The following is an 18,964-nucleotide window of genomic DNA, read 5'->3' as shown; positions in this document are numbered from 1 at the left end:
GTGACATTGTGCGACGTCCGCCGCCCGCTGCGACGTCAGCCGAGCGGCGCGACCTCGCGGATGAGCGAAGCGAGCCCCGCGGGGTCCTCCTCCTGGGCGTTGTGGCCCGTGGCCAGCGTCCGGACCTCCGCCGCCGGAGCGCGACGGACGAACTCGTCGGCGTCGTCCGCCGTGACGAATCCGCGCTCGCCGCGGACGAGGGTGAGGGGGGTGGTGACCTGAGCCACGTCATCCCAGCCCGTCGTCGCGAGGACCGCGCGCACGGCATCCGGGGTCGACGGGTCCGCTCCCGCATTCACCGCGGCTGCCGCGAGGTGGGCGAAGTGGTGCTTCCACTCGACGCGTCCGTCCGGGCGCACGCGCGAGTTGTGGAACACCCCGCGCTCCGCCGCGGTCCGCGAGCCGCCCAGGCCGAACGACAGGGCACGCTCGACGAGTTCGTCGCGCGAGGCCCAGTCGGTGGGGCCGGCGAAGAACGCGCGCAGTTGAGCGGGGCCGCCGCTCGGGTCGATCCCCGGGGTGATGTCGACGACGACGAGGCGCTCGACGAGGTCGGGACGGGATGCCGCGACCGCGGCGCCCGTGAGACCGCCGAGGGAGTGCCCCACCAGCGTCTGCGGACGCGTCGTCCACGCCTCGAGCGCGGTGACCACGTCGGGCGCGAGGACGCGTGCGACGTACGCGGCATCATCGCGCCACGAGGAGTCGCCGTGCCCGGGGAGATCGAGCGCGAGGGCCGGGAGGCCGAGGTGCAGCAGGGTCGTGTCCCAGGTGTGGGCGTTCAGCCCCGCGCCGTGCAGCAGCGTCACGGCCGGGGGAGCGTCTCCCCAGCGCAGACCGCTCAGGGTCCGTCCGTCGTCGAGGGTGAGCTGCACGCGCTCGACGGTCGGGGTCGGCCGGCCGATGTCGGCGGCTTGGGCGGGAAGGAACGAGAACTCGTCGACCTCGGGCATGGGATCCAGCCTCGCACCCCGCGCCCGTGCGCCGCCACCGCGCGGCGCCACGACCGGGCCCGCGGATACCGGACCCGCACGGCGGGGCCGCCGTAGGCTGTCGCCATGGGCGAGGAGAAGCGCGTGCACCTGTCGAAGAAGGCACCGGAGGCGTACGCCGCGCTGCGGTCGTTCTCGAGCACGGTCGGGCGGCTCGCCGCCGAGGCGGGCATCGACGCGCGCCTGCGCGAGATCGTCCAGATCCACGCCTCTCAGCTGAACGGGTGCGCGTACTGCGTCCGCGTGCACGTCGACGCGGCGGTGAAGGCGGGACTCGACGCCGACGTGATCGCGCAGATCGCGACCTGGCGCGAGTCGGGCGTGTTCGACGAGCGAGAGCGCGCCGCCCTCGAGCTCACCGAGTCCTTCACCTTCATCCACGAGGATGGCATCCCCGACGAGGTGTACGACCACGCCGGGGGCATCCTGAGCGAAGCCGAGTACGTCGCCCTCAGCTGGGTCCTCGTCGCGATCAACTCCTTCAACCGGGTGGCGATCGCGGGGCGGTATCCGGTCCCGCCGCGGAGTGCGGCGCCCGCTCCCGCGACCGAGCCGGTCCCGCACGATCACGGCGGGGAGTCCGCATGACCTCGCTGGTGTCCGGCGCGGCGAACTTCCGCGATGTCGGCGGTCTGCCGGCGGGGGAGGGACGCACCCGCGAGGGCGTGTTTTTCCGATCCGGCAATCTCGTGGCTGTCGACGACGCGGGAATCGAGGCGCTGCGTTCTCTCGGCATCCGGCGGGTGATCGACCTGCGTGACGAGACCGAGGTGACGCACGCACCGAGCCGCTTCGACGACCTCCCCGTCGAGGTGCAGCACGAGCCGCTGTTCCTCGGATCCGTCGACTCGTTCTTCGCGCGCGACGTCAGCCTCGACGAGCTGTACGCGTCGATCGTCGACGAGTCCGCCGACCGGGTCGTGGCGGTGGTGCGTGGCATCCTGAGCGCCCAGCCCGTTCTCGTGCACTGCACGGTCGGCAAGGACCGCACGGGCGTGACGGTGGCGATCGCGCTCGCCGCGGCCGGTGTCGACCGCGAGGCGGTGGTCGCGGACTACGCCCGCACCGAGGCCCTGCTGCCGCCGGAGCGCAATGCCGCCGTGCTGCGCGCGATCCGGGCGTTCCACCCCGAGAACGTGCACGCCGAGGCGCTCGCGACCCTCTCACCCGCGCCGGTGATGCGCGCGCTCCTCGCGCGTCTCGACCGCGAGTACGGCTCGCCCGCCGGGTACCTCCGCGCGCACGGGATGAGTGACGCCGAACTGCGGCGCCTGCGCGAGGTCCTCGTCGACTGACCGATTCCTCGACGTCGGGATACAAAGGGGGAACTCAGGTTAGGCAACCCTTCACCGCGGGTATAGTGGATGCCATCATGGCCCCCTCCTCCGAGCACAACGACGCCGCCTGCCGCGCGTCGCGGCACACCCGCGTGCAGCACCTCGTGACCGCCGACGAGACGTCTCTCGTCGAGCTCGAGACGCTGCTCGCGACGCTGCCCATCTGCTCGACGGGGCGCGTGTTCATCGAGGTCCCTGACGCGTCCTGGGTCGGCCGCATCGCCGCTCCCGCGCGCATGACGCTGAGCTGGCTCGATCGCTCGCGTCGCGGTGGGGCGCCCGGAACCGGCCGCTCCTGCGCGCCGGGTGAGGCCCTCGCCCGCGCCGTCTCGGGCTGGGCGGGCGAGATGCTGTGCTGCGACGACGACGACACCCGCATCTTCCTCCTCGGCGGATACCTCGGCACCGCCGAGATCGTCGATGACCTGGTGGCCCGCCACGGCGTCGACGCCCAGGCGATCCACACCCCCGAGCGCTTCGGGCTCGCGACCGCGCGCTGATCCGACGGCGCACGTCATCGCCGCGCGCTGAGCCCGCGAGTCACGGCGGGAGGACTTCCCGGGCTGATGCCGGAGGCAGGGAGCGGTCCTCCGCTCCCGGATTCTCCTGCCGTCGCAGGCGTTGCGCAGGCCACGTCGCCGCTCTCAGCTCCCTCGCGGCACGTAATTGCCCTCGGCCAAGCCGGCTTCGATCTCGAAACGGTTCCGGAGCGGGTCCCGGCCCGCGAGCGCGTAGAGCACCGGCATGAGGAAGCCGTAGCGCTGCCACTGCCGCTTGTGCACGGCCTCGTGGCCGAGCACGGTGCCGGTCGGGCGGTCGTCCCCGGTGAGGAAGCACCCGCCCACGCACACGCCGCCGCGGGGGAAGGCCCACCGGGGGAGCCCCCGGAAAATCCAGAGACCGTGGCGCTTCTCGATCCGCCCGGTGCTCCAGAGCGAACCCCACACCCAGCCGACGGTGCAGCCGTACCAGTAGCCGAGGCGGCTGATTGGGGAGTCGAGGAGGAAGCCGGGGATGAGTCGGTCCCACGCGCGTCCGCGGGCGACGGCCCGGTCCGCGCGCTCGCGCCACCCCGCCGGAGGCCGGGGGATCGGGCTCACGCCAGGGCCCCGATCAGGCGCAGGATCGTTCCGAGGTCATCGACGGCCGCGGCGGGAGACGACGGAGAGAACTCGGTGAGCGTCGCCCCCGCGAGCGGCAGGCGCTCGCGCAGGCGACGGATGGATGCCACGACGTCGGCCGTGCGCGCACCGAACGGTTCGGGAAGGGCGACGCCTGTCATCTCCGCCGGGTCGAGCACGTCGAGGTCGACGTGCACGTAGACGCGGGATGCTCCCGTCGCCACGACCGCCTCGGCCAGCACGTCGGGATCGGCCAGGTCATCGGGGGCGATGACCCGCACGCCGTGATGCTCGATGAAGCGCTGCTCCTCGGCATCCAGGGCTCGAGTCCCGGCGAGCACGATTCGTCCGGGGGTGATCCCGGGTTCGAGGCGGTGGAGGTCGTCGCCCTCTCCCGCGATCGCGCGCAGGACCATGCCGTGGAACGCGCCGCTGGGGGAGGAGGCCGGGGTGTTGAGGTCGGCGTGGGCGTCGATCCACACCACGGCGAGGTCGTCGCCCGCGACGGCGGAGACGGAGCCGAGGGCCACGCCGCAGTCGCCCCCGATGACGATCGCGGGCTCGTCACCGGCGCGCACGGCGTCCTCGATCCGCTCGCGCATCCGCATCAGGGCACTGAGGCGATGCACGCCCGTTCCCTGCGCGTCTCCGGCTTCGGGCACCGCGTCGAGGACGGTGGTCGAGGCGCGCGGCAGGTCGCCCGCGATCGCCTCGGCACCGTCGATGAGCTGCATCGCGCGCGACGAGGACGAGCCCTGCCACTGCGGAGCGACGATGAAACGCGCCATGGGTACCTCCGGGAGAGACGAGAGTGCACCGCCCGGCGGACCGGGCGATGCACTCTCGGAACGGATCAGACCTGGTCGGGGCTGGGTGCGTCGATCGCGGCCCGCTGCGGACCGCCGACCTTGAGAGCCGCGAGGCGTGCCTCGACCTCGGTCAGCTCGCCCACGTCTTCGAGCGCGTTGAACTGGGCGTCGATGCTCGACGCCGCCAGCTCCTGCTTGCCGGCGGCCAGGGCCTCCTGGCGGCGGATCTTGTCTTCGAAGCGGCCGAGCTCGCTCGTCGGGTCGAGGACGTCGATCGACCTGACCGCGTCGTGCACCTTGTTCTGCGCCTCGGCGACCTTGGCACGCGCGGTGAGCTCGTTGCGCTTCGCCTTCAGCTGCTCGAGCTTGCTCTTCATGCCGTTGAGGCCGTCCTTGAGCTTGTCGACGACCTCCGTCTGCGCGGCGATCGTCGGCTCGGCGGCCTTCGCCTCGCCCTCGGCGGTGATCTGACGCTGCAGGGCGATCTTGGCGAGGTTGTCGAACTTGTCGGCCTCGGCGACGTTGCCCGACGAGCGCAGTTCGTCGCCCTTGCGGCTCGCGGCCAGGGCTTTGTTGCCCCACTCCGCGGCGGCCTGGCGGTCTTCCTGGTGGTCGCGCTCGAGAAGGCGCAGGTTGCCGATGGTCTCGGCGATGGCCGACTCGGCGTCGGCGATCGAGTTGGAGTAGTCGCGGACGAGCTGATCCAGCATCTTCTGCGGGTCCTCGGCCTGGTCGAGGAGCGCGTTGATGTTCGCGCGGACGAGGGTCGTCATGCGACCGAAGATGGACTGCTTGGCCATGCGGGGTTCCTTCCTAAGGCGACGATGTCGAGTCTGGTGTCGAATGCTACGAATTTTCTGTGACGGCCGGGAGCGGCTTGCGGCGGCGTATCAGAAGCGCCCGCCTCCGCGGCGTGACCGGCCGCCGCCGCTGCTGCGCGAGCCTCCCGAGCGCATACCGCCGCCGCTGGAGCGTGACCGCGACCCTCCGGAGCGCCCACCGAAGCCGCCGCCCCCGAAGCTTCCGCCGAACCCACCGCCGAACCCGCCGCGCGAGCGCGACCCGCCGCCGAGGAGGGAGTTGACGGCGATGCCACCCAGGATCGCCCCCAGCATGTCGGTGCCCCCACCGGATCCGCCCCCGAAGCCCCCGACGTCGTTCTGCGCGAGCGAGCCGGCCTCGCTCGAGAGCTGGGCGGCGCGCTGGGCGAGCGAGAGTGCCGCGCCGGGATCGGTCGCGCGCAGCTGCTCGGCCTGCACGAGCGCGGCGCCCGCCTCGGCCAAGCGCGTGCGCGCCGTGGGCCCGACCGCTCCCCGCCGCGCGGCGATGAAGCTCTCCGTCGATGAAACCTGCGCCCGCGCCTGGGCGAGGGTGCTGTCGAGCTGCGCGGCCGCGCGCCGCTGACGCTCCGCCTCGTCTCGGGCCGCGGCGAGCACCGTGTCGATCGTGGTGTTGGCCTGCTCGAGGGTGGCGAGGGCCGAGAGCGGGTCGGACCGCTCGCCGCCGAGCGACGCGCGTGCGGCGTTGCGCTGGGCGGTTGCCGCAGCCACCGCTCCCGCGATCCGCCCGTCCGGGTCGGGGAGCGCTCCCGCCGCGGCGATGTCGCCGTCGATCTCGGCCGCGAGGTCGGCCGAGCGGCGCTCCGCTGCTCCCAGGTCGTCCGCGAGCGTCGAGATCGCTTTCTCAAGGGTCTCGGCCTGGCTCACGGCCACCTGGCTCGCCCGAAGAGCCACAGCGGCGTCACCGCGTTCCCCGGCCGTGAGCGCCGTCGAGGCCTCCGCGATCTGCTGCGCCGCGAGGTCGAGACGCGCCCGGGCCTGCGCGGGGTTGTCGGACACGGGTGCGAGCGCGCTGTCGGCGTACCGCTGGCGCAGTCGAGCGAGCTCGGCGTCCGCCCCCGCGAGGGCTGCCGCCGCGGCGGCGTGCTGCTGCTGCACGCGGGCGAGGGCCTCGGGAGCCTCGGCCTCGAGCGCTCGAAGCTCTTCGAACGCCGCCGCCTTGGCATCCAGAGCCTCATCGGCGGAGGCGCACAGGCGGAGGATCTCGGTGTAGCCGGCGCGACGCTGCTCCGGGGTCTCGGGCGTCTCGTCGTCGAGCTGCTGCGAGATGGTGAAGGCGCGGTCCAGATCGGCCTTCGCCTGCGCCAGGACCTCGACGAACGGAGCGGCCGCCTCGTCGCCGAACTGGGCGCGCGCGAAACCGAGTTCTTGCTCGCTGTTCTTGACGGCGTCGTCCGTCGCGACGAGCGCCGACCCCGCGCGGCGGGCGAGGTCGTCGATGTCCTCGACCGCGGCTGCGGGACCCCCGGATGCCGCGCGCCGACGCCGCAGCCCGAACCACAGCAGGCTGCCGACGATACCCAGCGCGAGCAGCACGAGGAGCACGATCAGGCCGAAATCCGGACCGCTGCCCGCGGGTGTCGGCGGGGAGGGCGCCGGGGCGGCGCGCTCGGCGGAGGTGAGCCCGTCCGCGGCCTTCACCGCGGCGCCTGCCCAGTCGCCGCTCGCGAGCGCGGGCTGCACGAGGTTCTGCTCGATGTCGGCCAGCTGCGCCGAGGTCAGGGCGCCGTCGTCGACGTCACCCGAGAGGTAGTACGCGCGACCGGTGACCGACACGGCGAGCAGGTACTGGTGGGGACCGAGGTTGTTGCGGTTCGCGGTCTCGTTGGCCCACTCCTCGGCCGCCTCGGGCTGCGTGAACTCATCGACGTACGCGACCCACATGTCGAAGCCGGTGTCGGTGGTGAGACGCACGAGGCGCGACTGCACCTCGGCCTCTTGCGCGTTGGTGAGGACGTCGGCCTGATCGAGGACGAAACTCGACCCCAGGGAAGGTGGCGGAACGGCCGCGGCGGACAGCGGCCACCCGAGCACTCCGGCGACCAGCACGAGCAGAGCCACCGTCGCTTTCGCGGCACTGGGCTTTCGCATCCCTCCCCCTTCGGCTGCCGGACCCGTCCACTCTATAAACGACCTCCGACACCGGGGTAGGAGCGGCGCGTCCGCTCTCAGCGCACAGACGGGACGCATAGGCTCGGACGCTCGGAGGTACACCATGGACGACCGCTACGGAACGGACGTGCTCGCCCGCGGGTGGCGCGATGCCGGACGCATCAAGCCCGCCGAGGTCGCGGCATCCGTCGATCTCGTGGTCGAGGTCGCGGGCACCGACTACGTCGGCGCGGTCACGCGTGTCGAGGGCATGAACGTCGAGCTCGAGGACCGTTTCGGCAAGCGCCGCCTCTTCCCGCTCGGGGGCGGTTTCCTCGTCGACGGCAAGCCCGTCGTGCTGAAAGCCCCCTCCGCCGCTCCGAAGGGCCGTACGCGCACGGCATCCGGCTCCTTCGCGGCCGAAGATCAGCGCGCGCGCACCGCGCGCGCGAGCCGCATCTTCGTCGAGGGTAAGCACGATGCCGAACTCGTCGAGAAGGTCTGGGGCGCCGACCTCCGCGCCGAGGGAGTCGTCGTCGAGTTCCTCGAGGGCGTCGACCTTCTCGAGCAGGTTCTGGATGCCGAGCCCCCGACCGCCGAGCGACGCTACGGCGTGCTCGTGGACCACCTCGTGCCGAACTCCAAGGAGTCGCGCATCGCCGAGAGAATCGCCCGGGGCCGTCACGGCGCCCACGTGCGCATCGTCGGCCATCCCTTCGTCGACGTGTGGCAGTGCGTCACGCCCCGCGCTCTCGGCATCGCCGCGTGGCCCGAGGTGCCGCGCGGGATCGAGTGGAAGGTCGGTGTGTGCCGCGCCCTGGGCTGGCCCGCCGAGGAGCAGGCCGACACCGCGCGGGCGTGGCAGCACATCCTGTCGAAGGTCACCACCTTCCGCGACCTCGAGCCGGCGCTCCTCGGCCGCGTCGAGGAACTCATCGATTTCGTGACCGTCCCGTGAGCGGCCGCAAGGTGCCGGTGCGGCACACCCCCGAGGGGCAGCCGAACACCCCGGATGCCAGGGACACCGCGCCCGTCTTCCGCGACAAGCCGGTGTCGTTCGTGCGCCGCAGCGGCCGCATGTCGGAAGCGCAGGACCGGGCGTGGGCCGAGCTCTCGCCGGTCTATCTGTTGCCGGTCGAGCGCGCCGCGGCCGCGACCAGCGTGAAGGCCGGGACCGCCGCCGATCTCGAGCACGTTTACGGCCGCGCGGCCCGCCTGGTCGTGGAGATCGGCTCGGGTCAGGGTCATCAGATCGTCTCGGCCGCGTCCGCCGACCCCGACACCGACTTCCTCGCCGTCGAGGTCTTCACCGCGGGTCTCGCGCGCACCATGCTCGACGCCGACCGCGAGGGCGTGAAGAACCTCCGCCTCGTCGAGGCCAACGCCCCCGAGGTGTTGGAGCATATGCTGCCGGCGGCATCCGTCGACGAGCTCTGGGTCTTCTTCCCCGACCCCTGGCACAAGAACAAGCACACCAAGCGCCGGCTCGTGGCTCCCGAGTTCGCCCGGATCGCCGCTCAGGCTCTCCGCCCGGGCGGCACCCTGCGCCTCGCCACCGACTGGCAGGACTACGCCGACCAGATGCGCGACGTCCTCGACGAGGCCCCCGGCTTCGAGCGGGCCTTCGCGGGGGAGTGGGCCGACCGCTTCGAGGGTCGGGTGCTCACCGCCTTCGAACGCAAAGGCCTGCGGGTCGGTCGTGACATCCGCGACCTGACCTACACGCGGGTCTCGCCGTGACCGCGCACACCGCGGTGCCGGTCCGCGAGCGTTCCACGTGGACGCCCAAGCTCCTCCCGGCGCTGTTGGTGTGCCTCGCCGCCCCGGCGCTCTTCATCGTGCAGATCGTCTGGCTCGGCTGGATGCTGCTCGCGCTCGCCGTGGCATCCGGAATCTTCGTCGACCGGCGAAACGGTGTCGCCCTCGCCCGCGGCGAGGAGCCGAGCATCGCCCGCGATGTCTCGCTCGTCGCGATCGGTCAGTTCATCGTCAGCCTGATCCCGCTGCACGCGGAACTCGACAACGCCGCGTTCGTGCGGTTCACCCTCGCTCTCGGCGGGGCCGTCGTGGTGCCCTATGTGATCTCGCGCTTCGTCTATCGCGACCGCGCGATCTCGTTCCCGTGGCGCGGCGGCGGGCGCTGGACCTGGTGGCAGTGGGCGTGGCTCGGCGGGGTCATCATGCTCGGCTACCTGATCCTGCCGTTCTACTTCATCACCTCGGGCGTCTACCGGAACTGGCCCGAGGTGACCACGCCCGAGCTCATCGCCCGGCTGTTCGTGGGCGTGGGCGCGGTCGGCATCTGGGACGAGCTCTTCTTCATCTGCACGGTCTTCGTGCTGCTGCGCCGGCACTTCCCCGACCTCACCGCGAACCTCCTGCAGGCGATCGTGTTCGTGTCGTTCCTGTGGGAGCTCGGCTACCAGGCGTGGGGACCGCTGCTCACGATCCCCTTCGCGATCGTGCAGGGCTTCCTCTTCCTGAGGACGCGCTCGCTCTGGTACGTCGTGACGGTGCACCTGCTCTTCGACGCCGTCGTCTTCGGCGTGCTCGTCCACGCGCACAATCCGGGTGCGGCGTCGATCTTCCTGATCTGATCCGGGATGCCGCGATGCCCGGGTTCCGCCCAGGTCGGCTCGCTATCCTCGGAACCGGACGCCCTCCGCGTCCCCGGACGAGGGATCAGTACCCGGCGCGCGACAAGACTGGCCAAGGAGCACTGTCATGTCGTGGATCGTCCTCATCCTGTCCGGCGTCCTCGAGTCCGTCTGGGCCACCGCGCTCGGTCGTTCGGAGGGCTTCACGAAGCTCTGGCCGACGGTGATCTTCGGCGTCGCCCTCGTGGCATCCATGGGCGGACTCGCCTTCGCGATGCGCGAGATCCCCACCGGAACCGCGTACGCCGTGTGGGTTGGAATCGGTGCCGCGCTGACGGTCGTCTTCGCCATGGTCACGGGCGCCGAGGCGCTCTCGGTGGTCAAGGTGCTGCTGGTGCTCGGGCTGGTGGGGTGCGTGATCGGCCTGAAACTCGTCAGCGACACCCACTGACCAGGGACTTTTCCTGAAAGTCAACCGGATGGAACGTTCGGGTTGATCCGCTACGATCTGGCTTCACTGCACTTGTCCGGGCCCGACACCGTCGTCACTCGCCCACATCTTCCCCTGTGAAAGGTTCCGAGTGAGCGCACCGCCGAGCGAGCTTGCCTCCCCGACGCGTCCCTCGCGCGTCATCGAGCGCCCGAGTCGATACCGCCGTCTCGACCGACTGCGCGGGTCGCGCATCGGCCGCGCGCTGCGCCAGTACGGCGAAGACGTCCTGCGCCCGCCGCAGGGCGTCGTGCCCGTGGAGCGCGGGTCCTTCACCCGTGTGCTGCTGCTGTGGGCCGTCGCCCGCGCCGTCAACTTCGGCTTCCTCTGGGGCTTCTACTCCATCGCCAAAGCCGCCCGCTGGGGCTTCGGGCCCGACAGCGAGCGCCTCGGCACCTTCTTCGACTACCTCACGGGCTGGGACGCCGACCGCTACGGGCAGATCGCGGCGCAGGGCTACCCGATGTCGCTCCCGATGAACGTTTCGGGCGACATCCTCCCCAACAACTGGGCGTTCCTCCCGGTGTTCCCCGGCCTCGTCCGGGTGCTCTCGGATGCCACCGGCCTCGGCTGGCAGCCCATCGCGATCCTCCTCAGCCTGGGCGCGAGCCTCGGAGCGACCTGGCTGCTCTTCCTCCTGCTGCGCACGGTCACGAAGCCGCAGCCCGCCTGGTGGGCGGTTGTCTTCTTCTCCTTCGCCCCGATGTCGTTCCTCTTCGTGATCGGTTACAGCGAGGGCCTGTTCATGGCGCTCATGTTCGGCGCCATGCTGCTCGCCATCAAGCGCAAGTACCTGTGGATCATGCCGATCGGTCTGGTCACCGCCTACACCCGCCCGGGTGTGCTCGCCCTGGGCCTCGCCCTCGGGATCGTGTTCCTCGTGCGCTTCTTCCGTCGCCGCGTCGACCCGTTCCCCGTGCGGGAGTGGGCGTCGCTCATGGTCACCGGTGGCACGATCGCCGTCGCGGGTCTGTCGTGGAACCACATCGCGCAGTACGTGACCGGGACCCACAACGCCTACATTCGCACCGAGCTCGGCTGGTGGCTGGACTACGTCGGCAACGACGCCTTCACCCCGTTCACGCCGTGGTTCCGTCAGGCGGGAACGCACCTGGGCGTCGTCGGCATCGTGCTCGTGATCGCCCTCATCGTCGCGTTCCTCGCGTTGATGTGGTCGCGTCCGGTCCGTCGCCTCGGGCTCATGGTCGTGTCCTACGCCTTCAGCTACGGGGTCTACATCCTGGCGGTGTTCCTTCCGCAGCAGAGCACGTTCCGCCTCCTCATGCCGATGGCGCCGATGATGGCCGACGAGCGGTGGTCCTCGACGCCGCGCCGGCGCGTCGCGATCGTCACCGGATGCCTCGTGCTCCAGGTCGTCGCGATCCTTCTGCTCTGGACCCGCGGGAACCCGTGATCCGTCGATTCCCCGCACGATGAGGGGGCGGTGCCGCGACGGCACCGCCCCCTCATCGTTCCGCCGTGTCAGTCCGGACTGCCGCCGGGGTCGACGGCCTCGATCATGTCCTCCTCGACCGGGTTGTCGGCATGCATCTCCGCCGTGCCGACGGCGTCCGCCTCGTCCTCGGCGAACGCTCCTGCGGTGTCGTCGTCCGGCCTGCCGCTCATCGCGCGTCCCCGGAAGGAGCCGGGGCGGTCTCGGGGGGAAGCGGCACCGTGGGCTCCGCGGGATTCGGGGCGAGCGGCTCGGGCGTCGTCGGCGTTCCGGGCTCGGTGGGCGTCTGGGGGAAGGGCGCGGGAGTACTCATGGCGCCACTCTCGGGGCCTCGGAACGCGCGCGCGACCCCCTTTCGCACCGGCCGCCCCGGGTGTAATCGCACTAGGCTCGATAGGAGGGGAGTACCACAAAGAGGGGGACGACATGTCCACGGCGCATGACGTCACGCGACGAGAGGCGATCGCGCAGTACCGGCTCATCGGGGAGCCGTCCGAGCCCGATCTCCAGGGCCTCGTCGAGCTGGCGGCCACGATCTGCGGTGTCCCGACCGCGGTCATCAACATCATCGACGACCGGATGCAGCACCAGGTCGCGGCTGTCGGTCTCGCCGCGGCATCCTGCTCCCGCGAGGATTCGATGTGCGCCGCGGTCATCACCAACCCGGGGCGCGTCGTCGTCCCCGACGCCCAGCTCGACCCCCGGTTCGCGCAGAATGCGTTCGTGACGGGAGAGATCGCGAACGTGCGGTTCTACGCGTCGAGTCCGCTCATCACTCCCGCGGGCGTGGCGATCGGCACGTTGTGCGTCTTCGACGACGTCGTCGGGGAGCTTTCGGATGCCAGCAGCCACGCGCTCGATCTGCTGGCGCACCAGGTCATCGACGTCCTCGAACTCCGCCGCATCCAGCGCGAGCTCGTGGAGTCCAACGCCCAGCTCGAGCAGTTCGCCGTTCAGGTGAGCCACGACCTGCGCAACCCCCTTACGGCGCTCGCCGGATTCATCGAGCTCGCGGCCGACAGCCCGGAGATGGCGGAGGCACCGCGCGCGGCGCAGTCCCTCGCGCGCGCGGAAGCCGCCGCGGGGCGGATGACCTCGATGGTTACCGACCTCCTCGATTTCGCCCGCATGGGGGGCACGCGGCCGAGCATCACCGACGTCGACGTCGCCGACACCGTCGACGCGGTCCTCGAAGACCTCGACGGGGCCGTGGTGAGGACGGGGGCCGAAGTGACGGTCGACGTGTCGACCGTCGTCCGCGCCGACGACACCCTCCTGCGGGTGCTGCTGCAGAACCTCATCGCCAACGCCGTGAAGTTCACCGTCGCCGCCGAGCGCGTGCCGCGCATCCGCGTCACGGTCGAGACGCTGCCCGACGGGTGGCGCGTGAACATCGACGACAACGGCGAGGCGGTCGAGCCCGAACTCCGCGATCGGGTGTTCGAACCGATGCAGCGCGGTCACGGAGCCGATGTACCGGGCATCGGCATCGGCCTGGCGACCTGCCGGCGGATCGTCGACGCCCACCACGGCTCGATCGGCCTCGACGCGTCGCCCGAGGGCGGAACGCGCGCGTGGTTCGTCCTGCCGAGCGCCGCGTGACGGGTACCGGGCGAACCGCCTGAGCGCAACCGTCGCGACGAGCCCCGTGGCGTGCCCGTAGCGTGGACGCACATCCCGACGACGAGGAGGAGCGACCGTGGCCCGCAATGTACGACTGATGCGATGCGCCCCCGACGACGTCTTCCGCGTCCTCGCGAACGGCTGGTTGTACCCCCTCTGGGTCGTCGGCGCCTCGCGCATGCGCGACGTCGCCGAGGAGTGGCCCGCGGAGGACTCGACGCTCCACCATTCCTTCGGGTCGTGGCCGGCGCTCGTGAACGACACGACGATCATGCGGGTGTGGGATCCGCCGCGGCGTGCGGTCCTCGAACCCCATGGCGGTCCGATCGGGATCGCACGCGTGGCCATCGACGTGAAGCCCCGCGGCGACATGTGCGTCGTCCGCATCCAGGAGGAGCCCGTCACCGGGCCGACGAAGCTGTTGCCGCACGTCGTCTTCGACGCGATCACCCGGTGGCGCAACGCCGAGACGCTGCACCGGCTCGCCTACCTCGCCGAGGGTGGTGCGCCGGGTACGAGCGGCGGTTCCGCCGCGCGCGGTCACGAATCCACCGCAGAGCGGGAGCCGATCGATCGATGAGTGAGAGCTACGACGCCATCGTCGTCGGTTCGGGGCCCAACGGTCTCGCCGCCGCCGTCACCCTCGCCCGCTCCGGTCTCTCGGTGGCGGTCTACGAGCGCGCGGACACCTTCGGGGGAGCGGCCTCCACCGCGGAGCTGACGCTCCCCGGCTTCCGGCACGATGTCGGGTCGGCGGTGCACCCGCTGGCTCTCGAGTCGTGGTTCTTCCGCGAGTTCGGGCTCGATCGTCGCGTGCCGTTCGTGGTGCCGGAGATCTCGTACGCGCATCCCCTGGACGGGGGCCGCGCCGGGCTGGCGTTCCGCGACCTCGAGCGCGCATCCGACACCCTCGGCGTCGACGGCCCTGCCTACGAGCGGATCATGCGCCCGCTCGTCGAACACCTGCGCGGAGTCGCCGATTTCACCGGAAATGCGCTGCTGCGTATCCCCGGCGATCCTCTCGCCGCGTTCTTCTTCGGCATCCGCTCTCTCCAACAGGGTGGCCCGTGGTGGAACGCCCGGTTCCGCGACGAGGTCGCGCCCTCGCTCATGACCGGCGTCTCCGCGCACACGATCCTGCGTCAGCCGAGCCTCGCCGCCGGAGGAGCGGGGCTCGTGCTCGCCACCTACGGCCATGGACGCGGCTGGCCGATCCCGATCGGCGGCAGCCAGTCGATCGCCGATGCGATGATCACCGACATCCGCGCGCACGGGGGCGTGCTGCACGCCGGCGTCGAGGTGACCTCCCTCGACGAGCTCCCGCCCGCGCGCGTCGTCCTTCTCGACACGACCCCGCGGGCTCTGATCCGGCTCGCGGGAGACCGGATGCCGCCGGCCTACCGTCGTATGCTCGAGCGGTTCCGCTACGGCGGTGGGGTCGCCAAGGTCGACTTCGCGCTGAGCGATCCGGTGCCGTGGGCGAACGCCGACATCGCCCGCGCCGGCACGGTTCACATCGGCGGCACGCGCGCCGAGATCGCCGCCGCCGAGAACGCCGTCGTCCGCGGTGACCTTCCGGATGCGCCGTACGTGCTCGCGGCTCAGCCCACGCTCTTCGACGGAACGCGCGCCCCGGAGGGAAAGCACGTCCTCTGGGCGTACACGCATGTCCCGGCGGGGAGCCCGGCGGACCGCGAGGAGGCGATCGTCCGCCAGATCGAGCGCTTCGCCCCGGGCTTCCGCGACACCGTGCTGGCCTCGACCTCGCGCACGGCCGAGGACATCGCGGCGTGGAACCCCAACTTCCCGGGTGGTGACATCTCCGCGGGAGCTCCGACGCTTTTGCAGCTCGTGGGACGCCCGGTCTACAGCCCCGACCCCTGGCGCACTCCTATGAAGGGTGTGTATCTCTGCTCGTCGTCGACGAGTCCCGGACCCGGTGTCCACGGGCTGGCGGGGTGGCACGCGGCGCTCAGCGCCCTGCGTCACGAGTTCGGCACGCGCCTTCGGCCCGATCTGGCCCCGCGCGAAGACCAGCTCGTGCCGCCGACCTCCTGACCGTGCCGGAGGGGGACAGCGTCTACCGGTTGCGGCAGCGCCTCGACGCCGCGACGACCGGACACCGCGTGCGAGAGGGGGAGCTGCGGTCGGGCTCGGCCGCCGGGACCTCGCTCGCGGGCCGGCGGATCGTGGGCTACGACACCCACGGCAAACATCTGCTCACCCGCTTCGACGACGGCACGACCCTCCACACCCATCTGCGCATGCAGGGCAGCTGGGCGATCACCCGAGCAGGGCGCGCGCTCCCGACGCCCGTGCGCGAGAAGGCGCGGGTCCGCCTCCGTCTCGACGACGGCCGCGAGGTGTGGGGACTCGACCTCCCCGTGGTCGAGCTGGTGCCCACTCCCCGCGAGCGCGATGTCATCGGGCATCTCGGACCGGATCCGCTGAGGGAGGATTGGGATGCCGCGGACGCGGTCCGGCGGTTGTCCTCCCGGCCCGAGCGGGCCTTCGTCGCTGCTCTCCTCGACCAGACGCGCATCGCCGGTCTCGGCAACCTCTGGGTCAACGAGCTCGCGTTCCTGCGTGGCATCCATCCGTTCGCCCCCATCGGGACGACCGATCTCGACGCTCTCGCCGCGCTGGCCGCGCGATGTCTGCGGATATCCGCCACCGTGCCGCGGATGTACCAGGTGACGACGGGCGATCGTCGCCGGGGCTCGTCGCACTGGGTTGCGGGTCGCGCGGGGCGTCCGTGCCTCCGCTGCGGAACGCGCATCCTCGTGCGCGAGGAGGTCGCGGGTGATCCCGAGCAGCGTCGCACGTGGTGGTGTCCGCTCTGCCAGCCAATGCCGGGGCCTCCTGTCGGCACCGATGTCGGAGCCCCGGAGTAGAACGGAACGATGGCCGTCGATCGCGAGAACCTGCTGCGCGTCACCCGTATCTACGCGGAGGACGCGGCGCTCGAGCTCGAGCGGGGGCGCGAGATCGTGGCGCGCTGGCCCGATGCCGATATCGTTCCGGTCGCCTCGCACTGGCAGATCCCCGAGGTCCACGGCGACGAGACCAATGTCGCCCGGTGGGTGCGCATCAAGACCGAGGCTCTCGTCCTGGGCGTGAAGAAGAGCGTGACCACGCGGGTGAACGGTCGGTCGGCCGACTTCATCGCGCCGTCCCTGTCGAACGGCTGCGCCATGGCCTGCAGCTACTGCTACGTGCCGCGACGCAAGGGGTACAGCAATCCGATCACCGTGTTCGCGAACATCGAGCAGATCGCGAAGCACCTCGCCCGGCATGTCGCCGCGCGAGGACCCAAGACAGAACCCAACCAATGCGACCCCGAGGCATGGGTCTACGACATCGGCGAGAACGGGGACTGCTCCGTCGACGCGATGATCAGCGAGAACGTGCGCGACATCTGCGATCTCTTCCGCATGACGCCGACGGCGAAAGCGTCGTTCGCCACGAAGTTCGTCAACCGTGACCTCCTCGCGTGGGATCCGGCCGGTCGAACCCGCATCCGTTTCTCCCTCATGCCGGCCGCGACGGCGCGGGTCACCGACCTTCGCACGTCCCCCATGTCCGAGCGCATTGCCGCGATCAACGATTTCGTCGACGCCGGGTACGAGGTGCACGTCAACTTCTCACCGGTCATCCTCACCCCGACGTGGCTCGCGGACTGGGCCGAGTTGTTCGACGAGATCGACGCGATCCTCCACCCGCGCGCGAAAGCGCAACTCGCGTGCGAGGTCATCTTCCTCACGCACAACGAGGCTCTGCACGAGGTCAACCTCGGCTGGCACCCCCGGGGCGAAGACCTGCTCTGGACGCCGACGGAACAGGAGCAGAAGCGGTCTCAGAACGGCGCGATCAACGTGCGGTATCGGCACCCTCTGAAGGCGCAGAGCGTCGATGCGCTCACGGCACTGATCGCCGAGCGCTTGCCGTACTGCCGCGTTCGCTACGCGTTCTGAGGGTGCTTACGAGATGTCGCCCGTGGGGGAGTCCGACGTCGTCGCCGCCTCATCGGCGTCCTGCTGGGCCGCCGCACCCTCTTCGGGCGATTCGCTTCCGGCGCCGTTCGAGTCCTGGTCCGGAGCGTCGTCCGCGCGACCGTCGTGATTCGTCATGCTGTCTCCATCCGTCGGGGATCGCTTCCACGATCCGCGAGCGACGTTCGCACGGTGACGCCGGTGTGTCCAGGGGGTCGACGCCGGGACATCGGCTTCACAGCGGACTGACGCCGTACCGCTCGGTGAACGCGGCCGCGGCCGCGTCTTCGAAGTCGTCCGCGTCGTCGCGCAGGTCGATGTCGTCCATATCGTTCACAGGAAGGGCGCCAGGGCACCGGCGGTCAGAGCGAAGCCGAGGGCGGTCACGCCGACGGCGGTCGCGGCGGCGAGCGATACGCGTTCCGCACGGCGGCGACGGGCGACGTTCAGGGGGTGTGTCGTGCTGCGCAGCGACGCCTTGGCCTCCTCGAGGCCGTCGTATCGACCGATCGGGATGCCGTGGGCGTCACGCGAGACGTAGCCTCCCGCCACCTCGTCGACGCAGCCGAAGTACTCGCCGGCGCGATGAGCCACCCAGAAGCCGGTGTCGACCTTGGCCCACATCGTGCGTGCGGACGGCGTCGCGACGGAAGGAGCAGGTCGATCCGCGATCATGACCGACTCGGCCGACGAGCGGTGAGTCACCGTTCCCATGGGTTTGCTCCTTTCGCGAGCGTTTAGCTTCCCTTAGAACATACTCGCTTAGTAACTAGCTCGCCTAACTATTATTCTGAGGTATAGTCACCCCAACCGAGGGGAGGTGTGCCGTGACCGACGTCGATCTCGCGAATCCCGGCGCGACCGCCACCGAATCGAGTTATTGGTACGGCGAGACCGTCTCGGATCGCCGACAGCGCCACAAGGCCGTTCTCGAAGCCCTCCGCATCTACCGCGCCGCCGAGGTGGCCATGCGCCGTCGCACGCGGGACTCGATGTCGATGGGCGAGAACGAGCTCCTCGTCCTTCGCTACCTCCTCCGCGACACGTCCGGGGGAGTGCGTCCCGGTGAGCTGACCCGCTACCTCGGCCTCTCGACCGCGTCGACGACAGCTCTCCTCGACCGGTTGGAACGCTCCGGACACATCGTCCGCGTCGCCAATCCCGGTGACCGCCGGAGCGTCTTCATCCAGTCCACCCCGCGCGCCGACGCCGAGGTGCGTCAGACCCTCGGCAACATGCACGGCCGCATGCTGGCGGCCGTGGTCGACATGACCCCTGAGGAGTCCGCGGTCGTCGTGGCCTTCCTCCGTCGGATGAGCGACGCCGTCGACGGGGTCGCGATCGAGGGCGCGGCGGACGAGTCCTCGTGATCTACGTGCTCGTCGGCGGCCCGCGCGACGGACAGCACGTGGACGACCTTCCTCGCGGCTATCGCCTCTCCCTCGCGGATCCGCCGCCCGAACCGTTCGGGGAGTTCGAGACCGTCCGCGCGGTGTGGTTCGAGCTCGACGAAGCGATGTTCCGGTCGGCTCAACGTCGCGACTGAGGGCCTACCGCACGGTTCCCATCGGAGCAACCCACCCCCCTGGCCCGACGGCGGGACCGCAGGGTGAAGGGATG

At 70.9% G+C, this 18,964-nt stretch carries 24 protein-coding genes and 1 riboswitch; of the genes, 15 read left to right on the top strand and 9 right to left on the bottom strand.

Annotated elements, in window-relative coordinates:
- Positions 1-35: 35 nt before the first annotated feature.
- Positions 36-953 (bottom strand): alpha/beta fold hydrolase, encoded by a 918-nt coding sequence (locus tag MTES_RS02295; protein ID WP_013583561.1) that lies wholly within the window; start codon positions 951-953, stop codon positions 36-38.
- Between the two features lie 105 nt (positions 954-1,058).
- Here MTES_RS02295 and MTES_RS02290 point away from each other — a divergent pair, with 105 nt between their 5' ends.
- The 3 genes from MTES_RS02290 to MTES_RS02280 all read left to right on the top strand — a co-directional run bounded on the left by MTES_RS02290 (position 1,059) and on the right by MTES_RS02280 (position 2,829).
- Complete coding sequence (locus tag MTES_RS02290) at positions 1,059-1,580, top strand: carboxymuconolactone decarboxylase family protein (protein ID WP_013583560.1); 522 nt, start codon at positions 1,059-1,061, stop codon at positions 1,578-1,580.
- Positions 1,577-2,287: a tyrosine-protein phosphatase gene (locus MTES_RS02285; RefSeq protein WP_013583559.1), complete on the top strand. Its 711-nt coding sequence runs from the start codon at positions 1,577-1,579 to the stop codon at positions 2,285-2,287. The genes MTES_RS02290 and MTES_RS02285 overlap by 4 nt, the downstream gene beginning before the upstream one ends.
- A 77-nt stretch (positions 2,288-2,364) precedes the next feature.
- Positions 2,365-2,829: an SIP domain-containing protein gene (locus MTES_RS02280; RefSeq protein WP_013583558.1), complete on the top strand. Its 465-nt coding sequence runs from the start codon at positions 2,365-2,367 to the stop codon at positions 2,827-2,829.
- Positions 2,830-2,973: 144 nt separating this feature from the next.
- Here MTES_RS02280 and MTES_RS02275 read toward each other — a convergent pair whose 3' ends face one another.
- From MTES_RS02275 to MTES_RS02260, 4 genes are all read right to left on the bottom strand, one after another.
- Positions 2,974-3,429 carry a hypothetical protein gene (locus MTES_RS02275; protein WP_013583557.1) on the bottom strand — a complete coding sequence of 152 codons (456 nt, stop codon included), beginning with the start codon at positions 3,427-3,429 and terminating at the stop codon, positions 2,974-2,976.
- Positions 3,426-4,238: an arginase family protein gene (locus MTES_RS02270; protein ID WP_013583556.1), complete on the bottom strand. Its 813-nt coding sequence runs from the start codon at positions 4,236-4,238 to the stop codon at positions 3,426-3,428. The genes MTES_RS02275 and MTES_RS02270 overlap by 4 nt, the downstream gene beginning before the upstream one ends.
- A 65-nt stretch (positions 4,239-4,303) precedes the next feature.
- A complete protein-coding gene (locus MTES_RS02265) occupies positions 4,304-5,059 on the bottom strand; it encodes a PspA/IM30 family protein (RefSeq protein WP_013583555.1) in 756 nt (251 codons plus the stop codon).
- A gap of 90 nt (positions 5,060-5,149) precedes the next feature.
- Entirely contained in the window at positions 5,150-7,189 is a 2,040-nt protein-coding gene (locus MTES_RS02260; protein ID WP_013583554.1) for a TPM domain-containing protein, read from the bottom strand.
- Positions 7,190-7,313: 124 nt separating this feature from the next.
- Here MTES_RS02260 and MTES_RS02255 point away from each other — a divergent pair, with 124 nt between their 5' ends.
- The 5 genes from MTES_RS02255 to MTES_RS02235 all read left to right on the top strand — a co-directional run bounded on the left by MTES_RS02255 (position 7,314) and on the right by MTES_RS02235 (position 11,690).
- On the top strand, positions 7,314-8,147 hold the full coding sequence (locus tag MTES_RS02255) for a DUF3097 domain-containing protein (RefSeq protein WP_013583553.1): 834 nt from the start codon (positions 7,314-7,316) through the stop codon (positions 8,145-8,147).
- Positions 8,144-8,929 carry a tRNA (guanosine(46)-N7)-methyltransferase TrmB gene (trmB, locus tag MTES_RS02250; RefSeq protein WP_013583552.1) on the top strand — a complete coding sequence of 262 codons (786 nt, stop codon included), beginning with the start codon at positions 8,144-8,146 and terminating at the stop codon, positions 8,927-8,929. The genes MTES_RS02255 and trmB overlap by 4 nt, the downstream gene beginning before the upstream one ends.
- Positions 8,926-9,786, top strand: a complete 861-nt coding sequence (locus MTES_RS02245) for a CPBP family intramembrane glutamic endopeptidase (protein ID WP_013583551.1) — start codon at positions 8,926-8,928, stop codon at positions 9,784-9,786. Before trmB ends, MTES_RS02245 begins: the two co-directional genes overlap by 4 nt.
- Positions 9,787-9,839: 53 nt before the next feature.
- Positions 9,840-9,903, top strand: a riboswitch (guanidine-III (ykkC-III) riboswitch).
- A 10-nt stretch (positions 9,904-9,913) separates the two neighbouring features.
- Positions 9,914-10,237: a DMT family transporter gene (locus tag MTES_RS02240; protein ID WP_013583550.1), complete on the top strand. Its 324-nt coding sequence runs from the start codon at positions 9,914-9,916 to the stop codon at positions 10,235-10,237.
- 130 nt (positions 10,238-10,367) lie between these two features.
- Positions 10,368-11,690: an integral membrane protein gene (locus MTES_RS02235; RefSeq protein WP_013583549.1), complete on the top strand. Its 1,323-nt coding sequence runs from the start codon at positions 10,368-10,370 to the stop codon at positions 11,688-11,690.
- 68 nt (positions 11,691-11,758) lie between these two features.
- On the opposite strand, the gene MTES_RS19465 is transcribed toward MTES_RS02235, so the two are convergent.
- Both MTES_RS19465 and MTES_RS19460 read right to left on the bottom strand, forming a co-directional pair.
- The gene (locus MTES_RS19465) at positions 11,759-11,902 is read right to left on the bottom strand and encodes a hypothetical protein (protein ID WP_013583548.1); all 144 of its coding nucleotides are present in this window, start codon (positions 11,900-11,902) and stop codon (positions 11,759-11,761) included.
- Positions 11,899-12,042, bottom strand: a complete 144-nt coding sequence (locus MTES_RS19460; RefSeq protein ID WP_158309740.1) for a hypothetical protein — start codon at positions 12,040-12,042, stop codon at positions 11,899-11,901. The genes MTES_RS19465 and MTES_RS19460 overlap by 4 nt, the downstream gene beginning before the upstream one ends.
- A 113-nt stretch (positions 12,043-12,155) precedes the next feature.
- Between MTES_RS19460 and MTES_RS02230 the strand changes: the two genes are divergently transcribed.
- From MTES_RS02230 to MTES_RS02210, 5 genes are all read left to right on the top strand, one after another.
- Positions 12,156-13,331: a sensor histidine kinase gene (locus MTES_RS02230; RefSeq protein ID WP_013583547.1), complete on the top strand. Its 1,176-nt coding sequence runs from the start codon at positions 12,156-12,158 to the stop codon at positions 13,329-13,331.
- Between the two features lie 97 nt (positions 13,332-13,428).
- A complete protein-coding gene (locus MTES_RS02225) occupies positions 13,429-13,932 on the top strand; it encodes an SRPBCC family protein (protein ID WP_013583546.1) in 504 nt (167 codons plus the stop codon).
- On the top strand, positions 13,929-15,410 hold the full coding sequence (locus MTES_RS02220) for a phytoene desaturase family protein (protein WP_013583545.1): 1,482 nt from the start codon (positions 13,929-13,931) through the stop codon (positions 15,408-15,410). The genes MTES_RS02225 and MTES_RS02220 overlap by 4 nt, the downstream gene beginning before the upstream one ends.
- 2 nt (positions 15,411-15,412) lie before the next feature.
- The gene (locus MTES_RS02215; protein ID WP_013583544.1) at positions 15,413-16,246 is read left to right on the top strand and encodes a DNA-formamidopyrimidine glycosylase family protein; all 834 of its coding nucleotides are present in this window, start codon (positions 15,413-15,415) and stop codon (positions 16,244-16,246) included.
- Positions 16,247-16,255: 9 nt separating this feature from the next.
- Positions 16,256-17,326 carry a spore photoproduct lyase family protein gene (locus MTES_RS02210; RefSeq protein WP_013583543.1) on the top strand — a complete coding sequence of 357 codons (1,071 nt, stop codon included), beginning with the start codon at positions 16,256-16,258 and terminating at the stop codon, positions 17,324-17,326.
- A 6-nt stretch (positions 17,327-17,332) separates the two neighbouring features.
- Here MTES_RS02210 and MTES_RS19455 read toward each other — a convergent pair whose 3' ends face one another.
- Positions 17,333-17,482, bottom strand: coding sequence for a hypothetical protein (locus MTES_RS19455; protein ID WP_013583542.1), 150 nt, complete (start codon positions 17,480-17,482; stop codon positions 17,333-17,335).
- Between the two features lie 195 nt (positions 17,483-17,677).
- Positions 17,678-18,058, bottom strand: coding sequence for a hypothetical protein (locus tag MTES_RS02205; protein WP_013583541.1), 381 nt, complete (start codon positions 18,056-18,058; stop codon positions 17,678-17,680).
- A 113-nt stretch (positions 18,059-18,171) separates the two neighbouring features.
- Between MTES_RS02205 and MTES_RS02200 the strand changes: the two genes are divergently transcribed.
- Complete coding sequence (locus tag MTES_RS02200; RefSeq protein WP_013583540.1) at positions 18,172-18,714, top strand: MarR family winged helix-turn-helix transcriptional regulator; 543 nt, start codon at positions 18,172-18,174, stop codon at positions 18,712-18,714.
- Positions 18,711-18,890 carry a hypothetical protein gene (locus MTES_RS02195; protein ID WP_013583539.1) on the top strand — a complete coding sequence of 60 codons (180 nt, stop codon included), beginning with the start codon at positions 18,711-18,713 and terminating at the stop codon, positions 18,888-18,890. Before MTES_RS02200 ends, MTES_RS02195 begins: the two co-directional genes overlap by 4 nt.
- Positions 18,891-18,964 lie beyond the last annotated feature (74 nt).

It is taken from the genome of Microbacterium testaceum StLB037, assembly GCF_000202635.1.
Lineage (GTDB): Bacteria > Actinomycetota > Actinomycetes > Actinomycetales > Microbacteriaceae > Microbacterium > Microbacterium testaceum_F.
This window is presented reverse-complemented; position numbering and strand designations above follow the sequence as displayed.

What these genes read in the sequence shown, in the direction of transcription:
- MTES_RS02295 (WP_013583561.1), bottom strand. Translation starts at nt 953, where the DNA reads ATGCCCGAGGTCGACGAGTTCTCGTTCCTTCCCGCCCAAGCCGCCGAC.
- MTES_RS02290 (WP_013583560.1), top strand. Translation starts at nt 1,059, where the DNA reads ATGGGCGAGGAGAAGCGCGTGCACCTGTCGAAGAAGGCACCGGAGGCG.
- MTES_RS02285 (WP_013583559.1), top strand. Translation starts at nt 1,577, where the DNA reads ATGACCTCGCTGGTGTCCGGCGCGGCGAACTTCCGCGATGTCGGCGGT.
- MTES_RS02280 (WP_013583558.1), top strand. Translation starts at nt 2,365, where the DNA reads ATGGCCCCCTCCTCCGAGCACAACGACGCCGCCTGCCGCGCGTCGCGG.
- MTES_RS02270 (WP_013583556.1), bottom strand. Translation starts at nt 4,238, where the DNA reads ATGGCGCGTTTCATCGTCGCTCCGCAGTGGCAGGGCTCGTCCTCGTCG.
- MTES_RS02265 (WP_013583555.1), bottom strand. Translation starts at nt 5,059, where the DNA reads ATGGCCAAGCAGTCCATCTTCGGTCGCATGACGACCCTCGTCCGCGCG.
- MTES_RS02260 (WP_013583554.1), bottom strand. Translation starts at nt 7,189, where the DNA reads ATGCGAAAGCCCAGTGCCGCGAAAGCGACGGTGGCTCTGCTCGTGCTG.
- MTES_RS02255 (WP_013583553.1), top strand. Translation starts at nt 7,314, where the DNA reads ATGGACGACCGCTACGGAACGGACGTGCTCGCCCGCGGGTGGCGCGAT.
- MTES_RS02240 (WP_013583550.1), top strand. Translation starts at nt 9,914, where the DNA reads ATGTCGTGGATCGTCCTCATCCTGTCCGGCGTCCTCGAGTCCGTCTGG.
- MTES_RS19465 (WP_013583548.1), bottom strand. Translation starts at nt 11,902, where the DNA reads ATGAGCGGCAGGCCGGACGACGACACCGCAGGAGCGTTCGCCGAGGAC.
- MTES_RS19460 (WP_158309740.1), bottom strand. Translation starts at nt 12,042, where the DNA reads ATGAGTACTCCCGCGCCCTTCCCCCAGACGCCCACCGAGCCCGGAACG.
- MTES_RS02230 (WP_013583547.1), top strand. Translation starts at nt 12,156, where the DNA reads ATGTCCACGGCGCATGACGTCACGCGACGAGAGGCGATCGCGCAGTAC.
- MTES_RS02220 (WP_013583545.1), top strand. Translation starts at nt 13,929, where the DNA reads ATGAGTGAGAGCTACGACGCCATCGTCGTCGGTTCGGGGCCCAACGGT.
- MTES_RS02210 (WP_013583543.1), top strand. Translation starts at nt 16,256, where the DNA reads ATGGCCGTCGATCGCGAGAACCTGCTGCGCGTCACCCGTATCTACGCG.
- MTES_RS19455 (WP_013583542.1), bottom strand. Translation starts at nt 17,482, where the DNA reads ATGACGAATCACGACGGTCGCGCGGACGACGCTCCGGACCAGGACTCG.
- MTES_RS02205 (WP_013583541.1), bottom strand. Translation starts at nt 18,058, where the DNA reads ATGGGAACGGTGACTCACCGCTCGTCGGCCGAGTCGGTCATGATCGCG.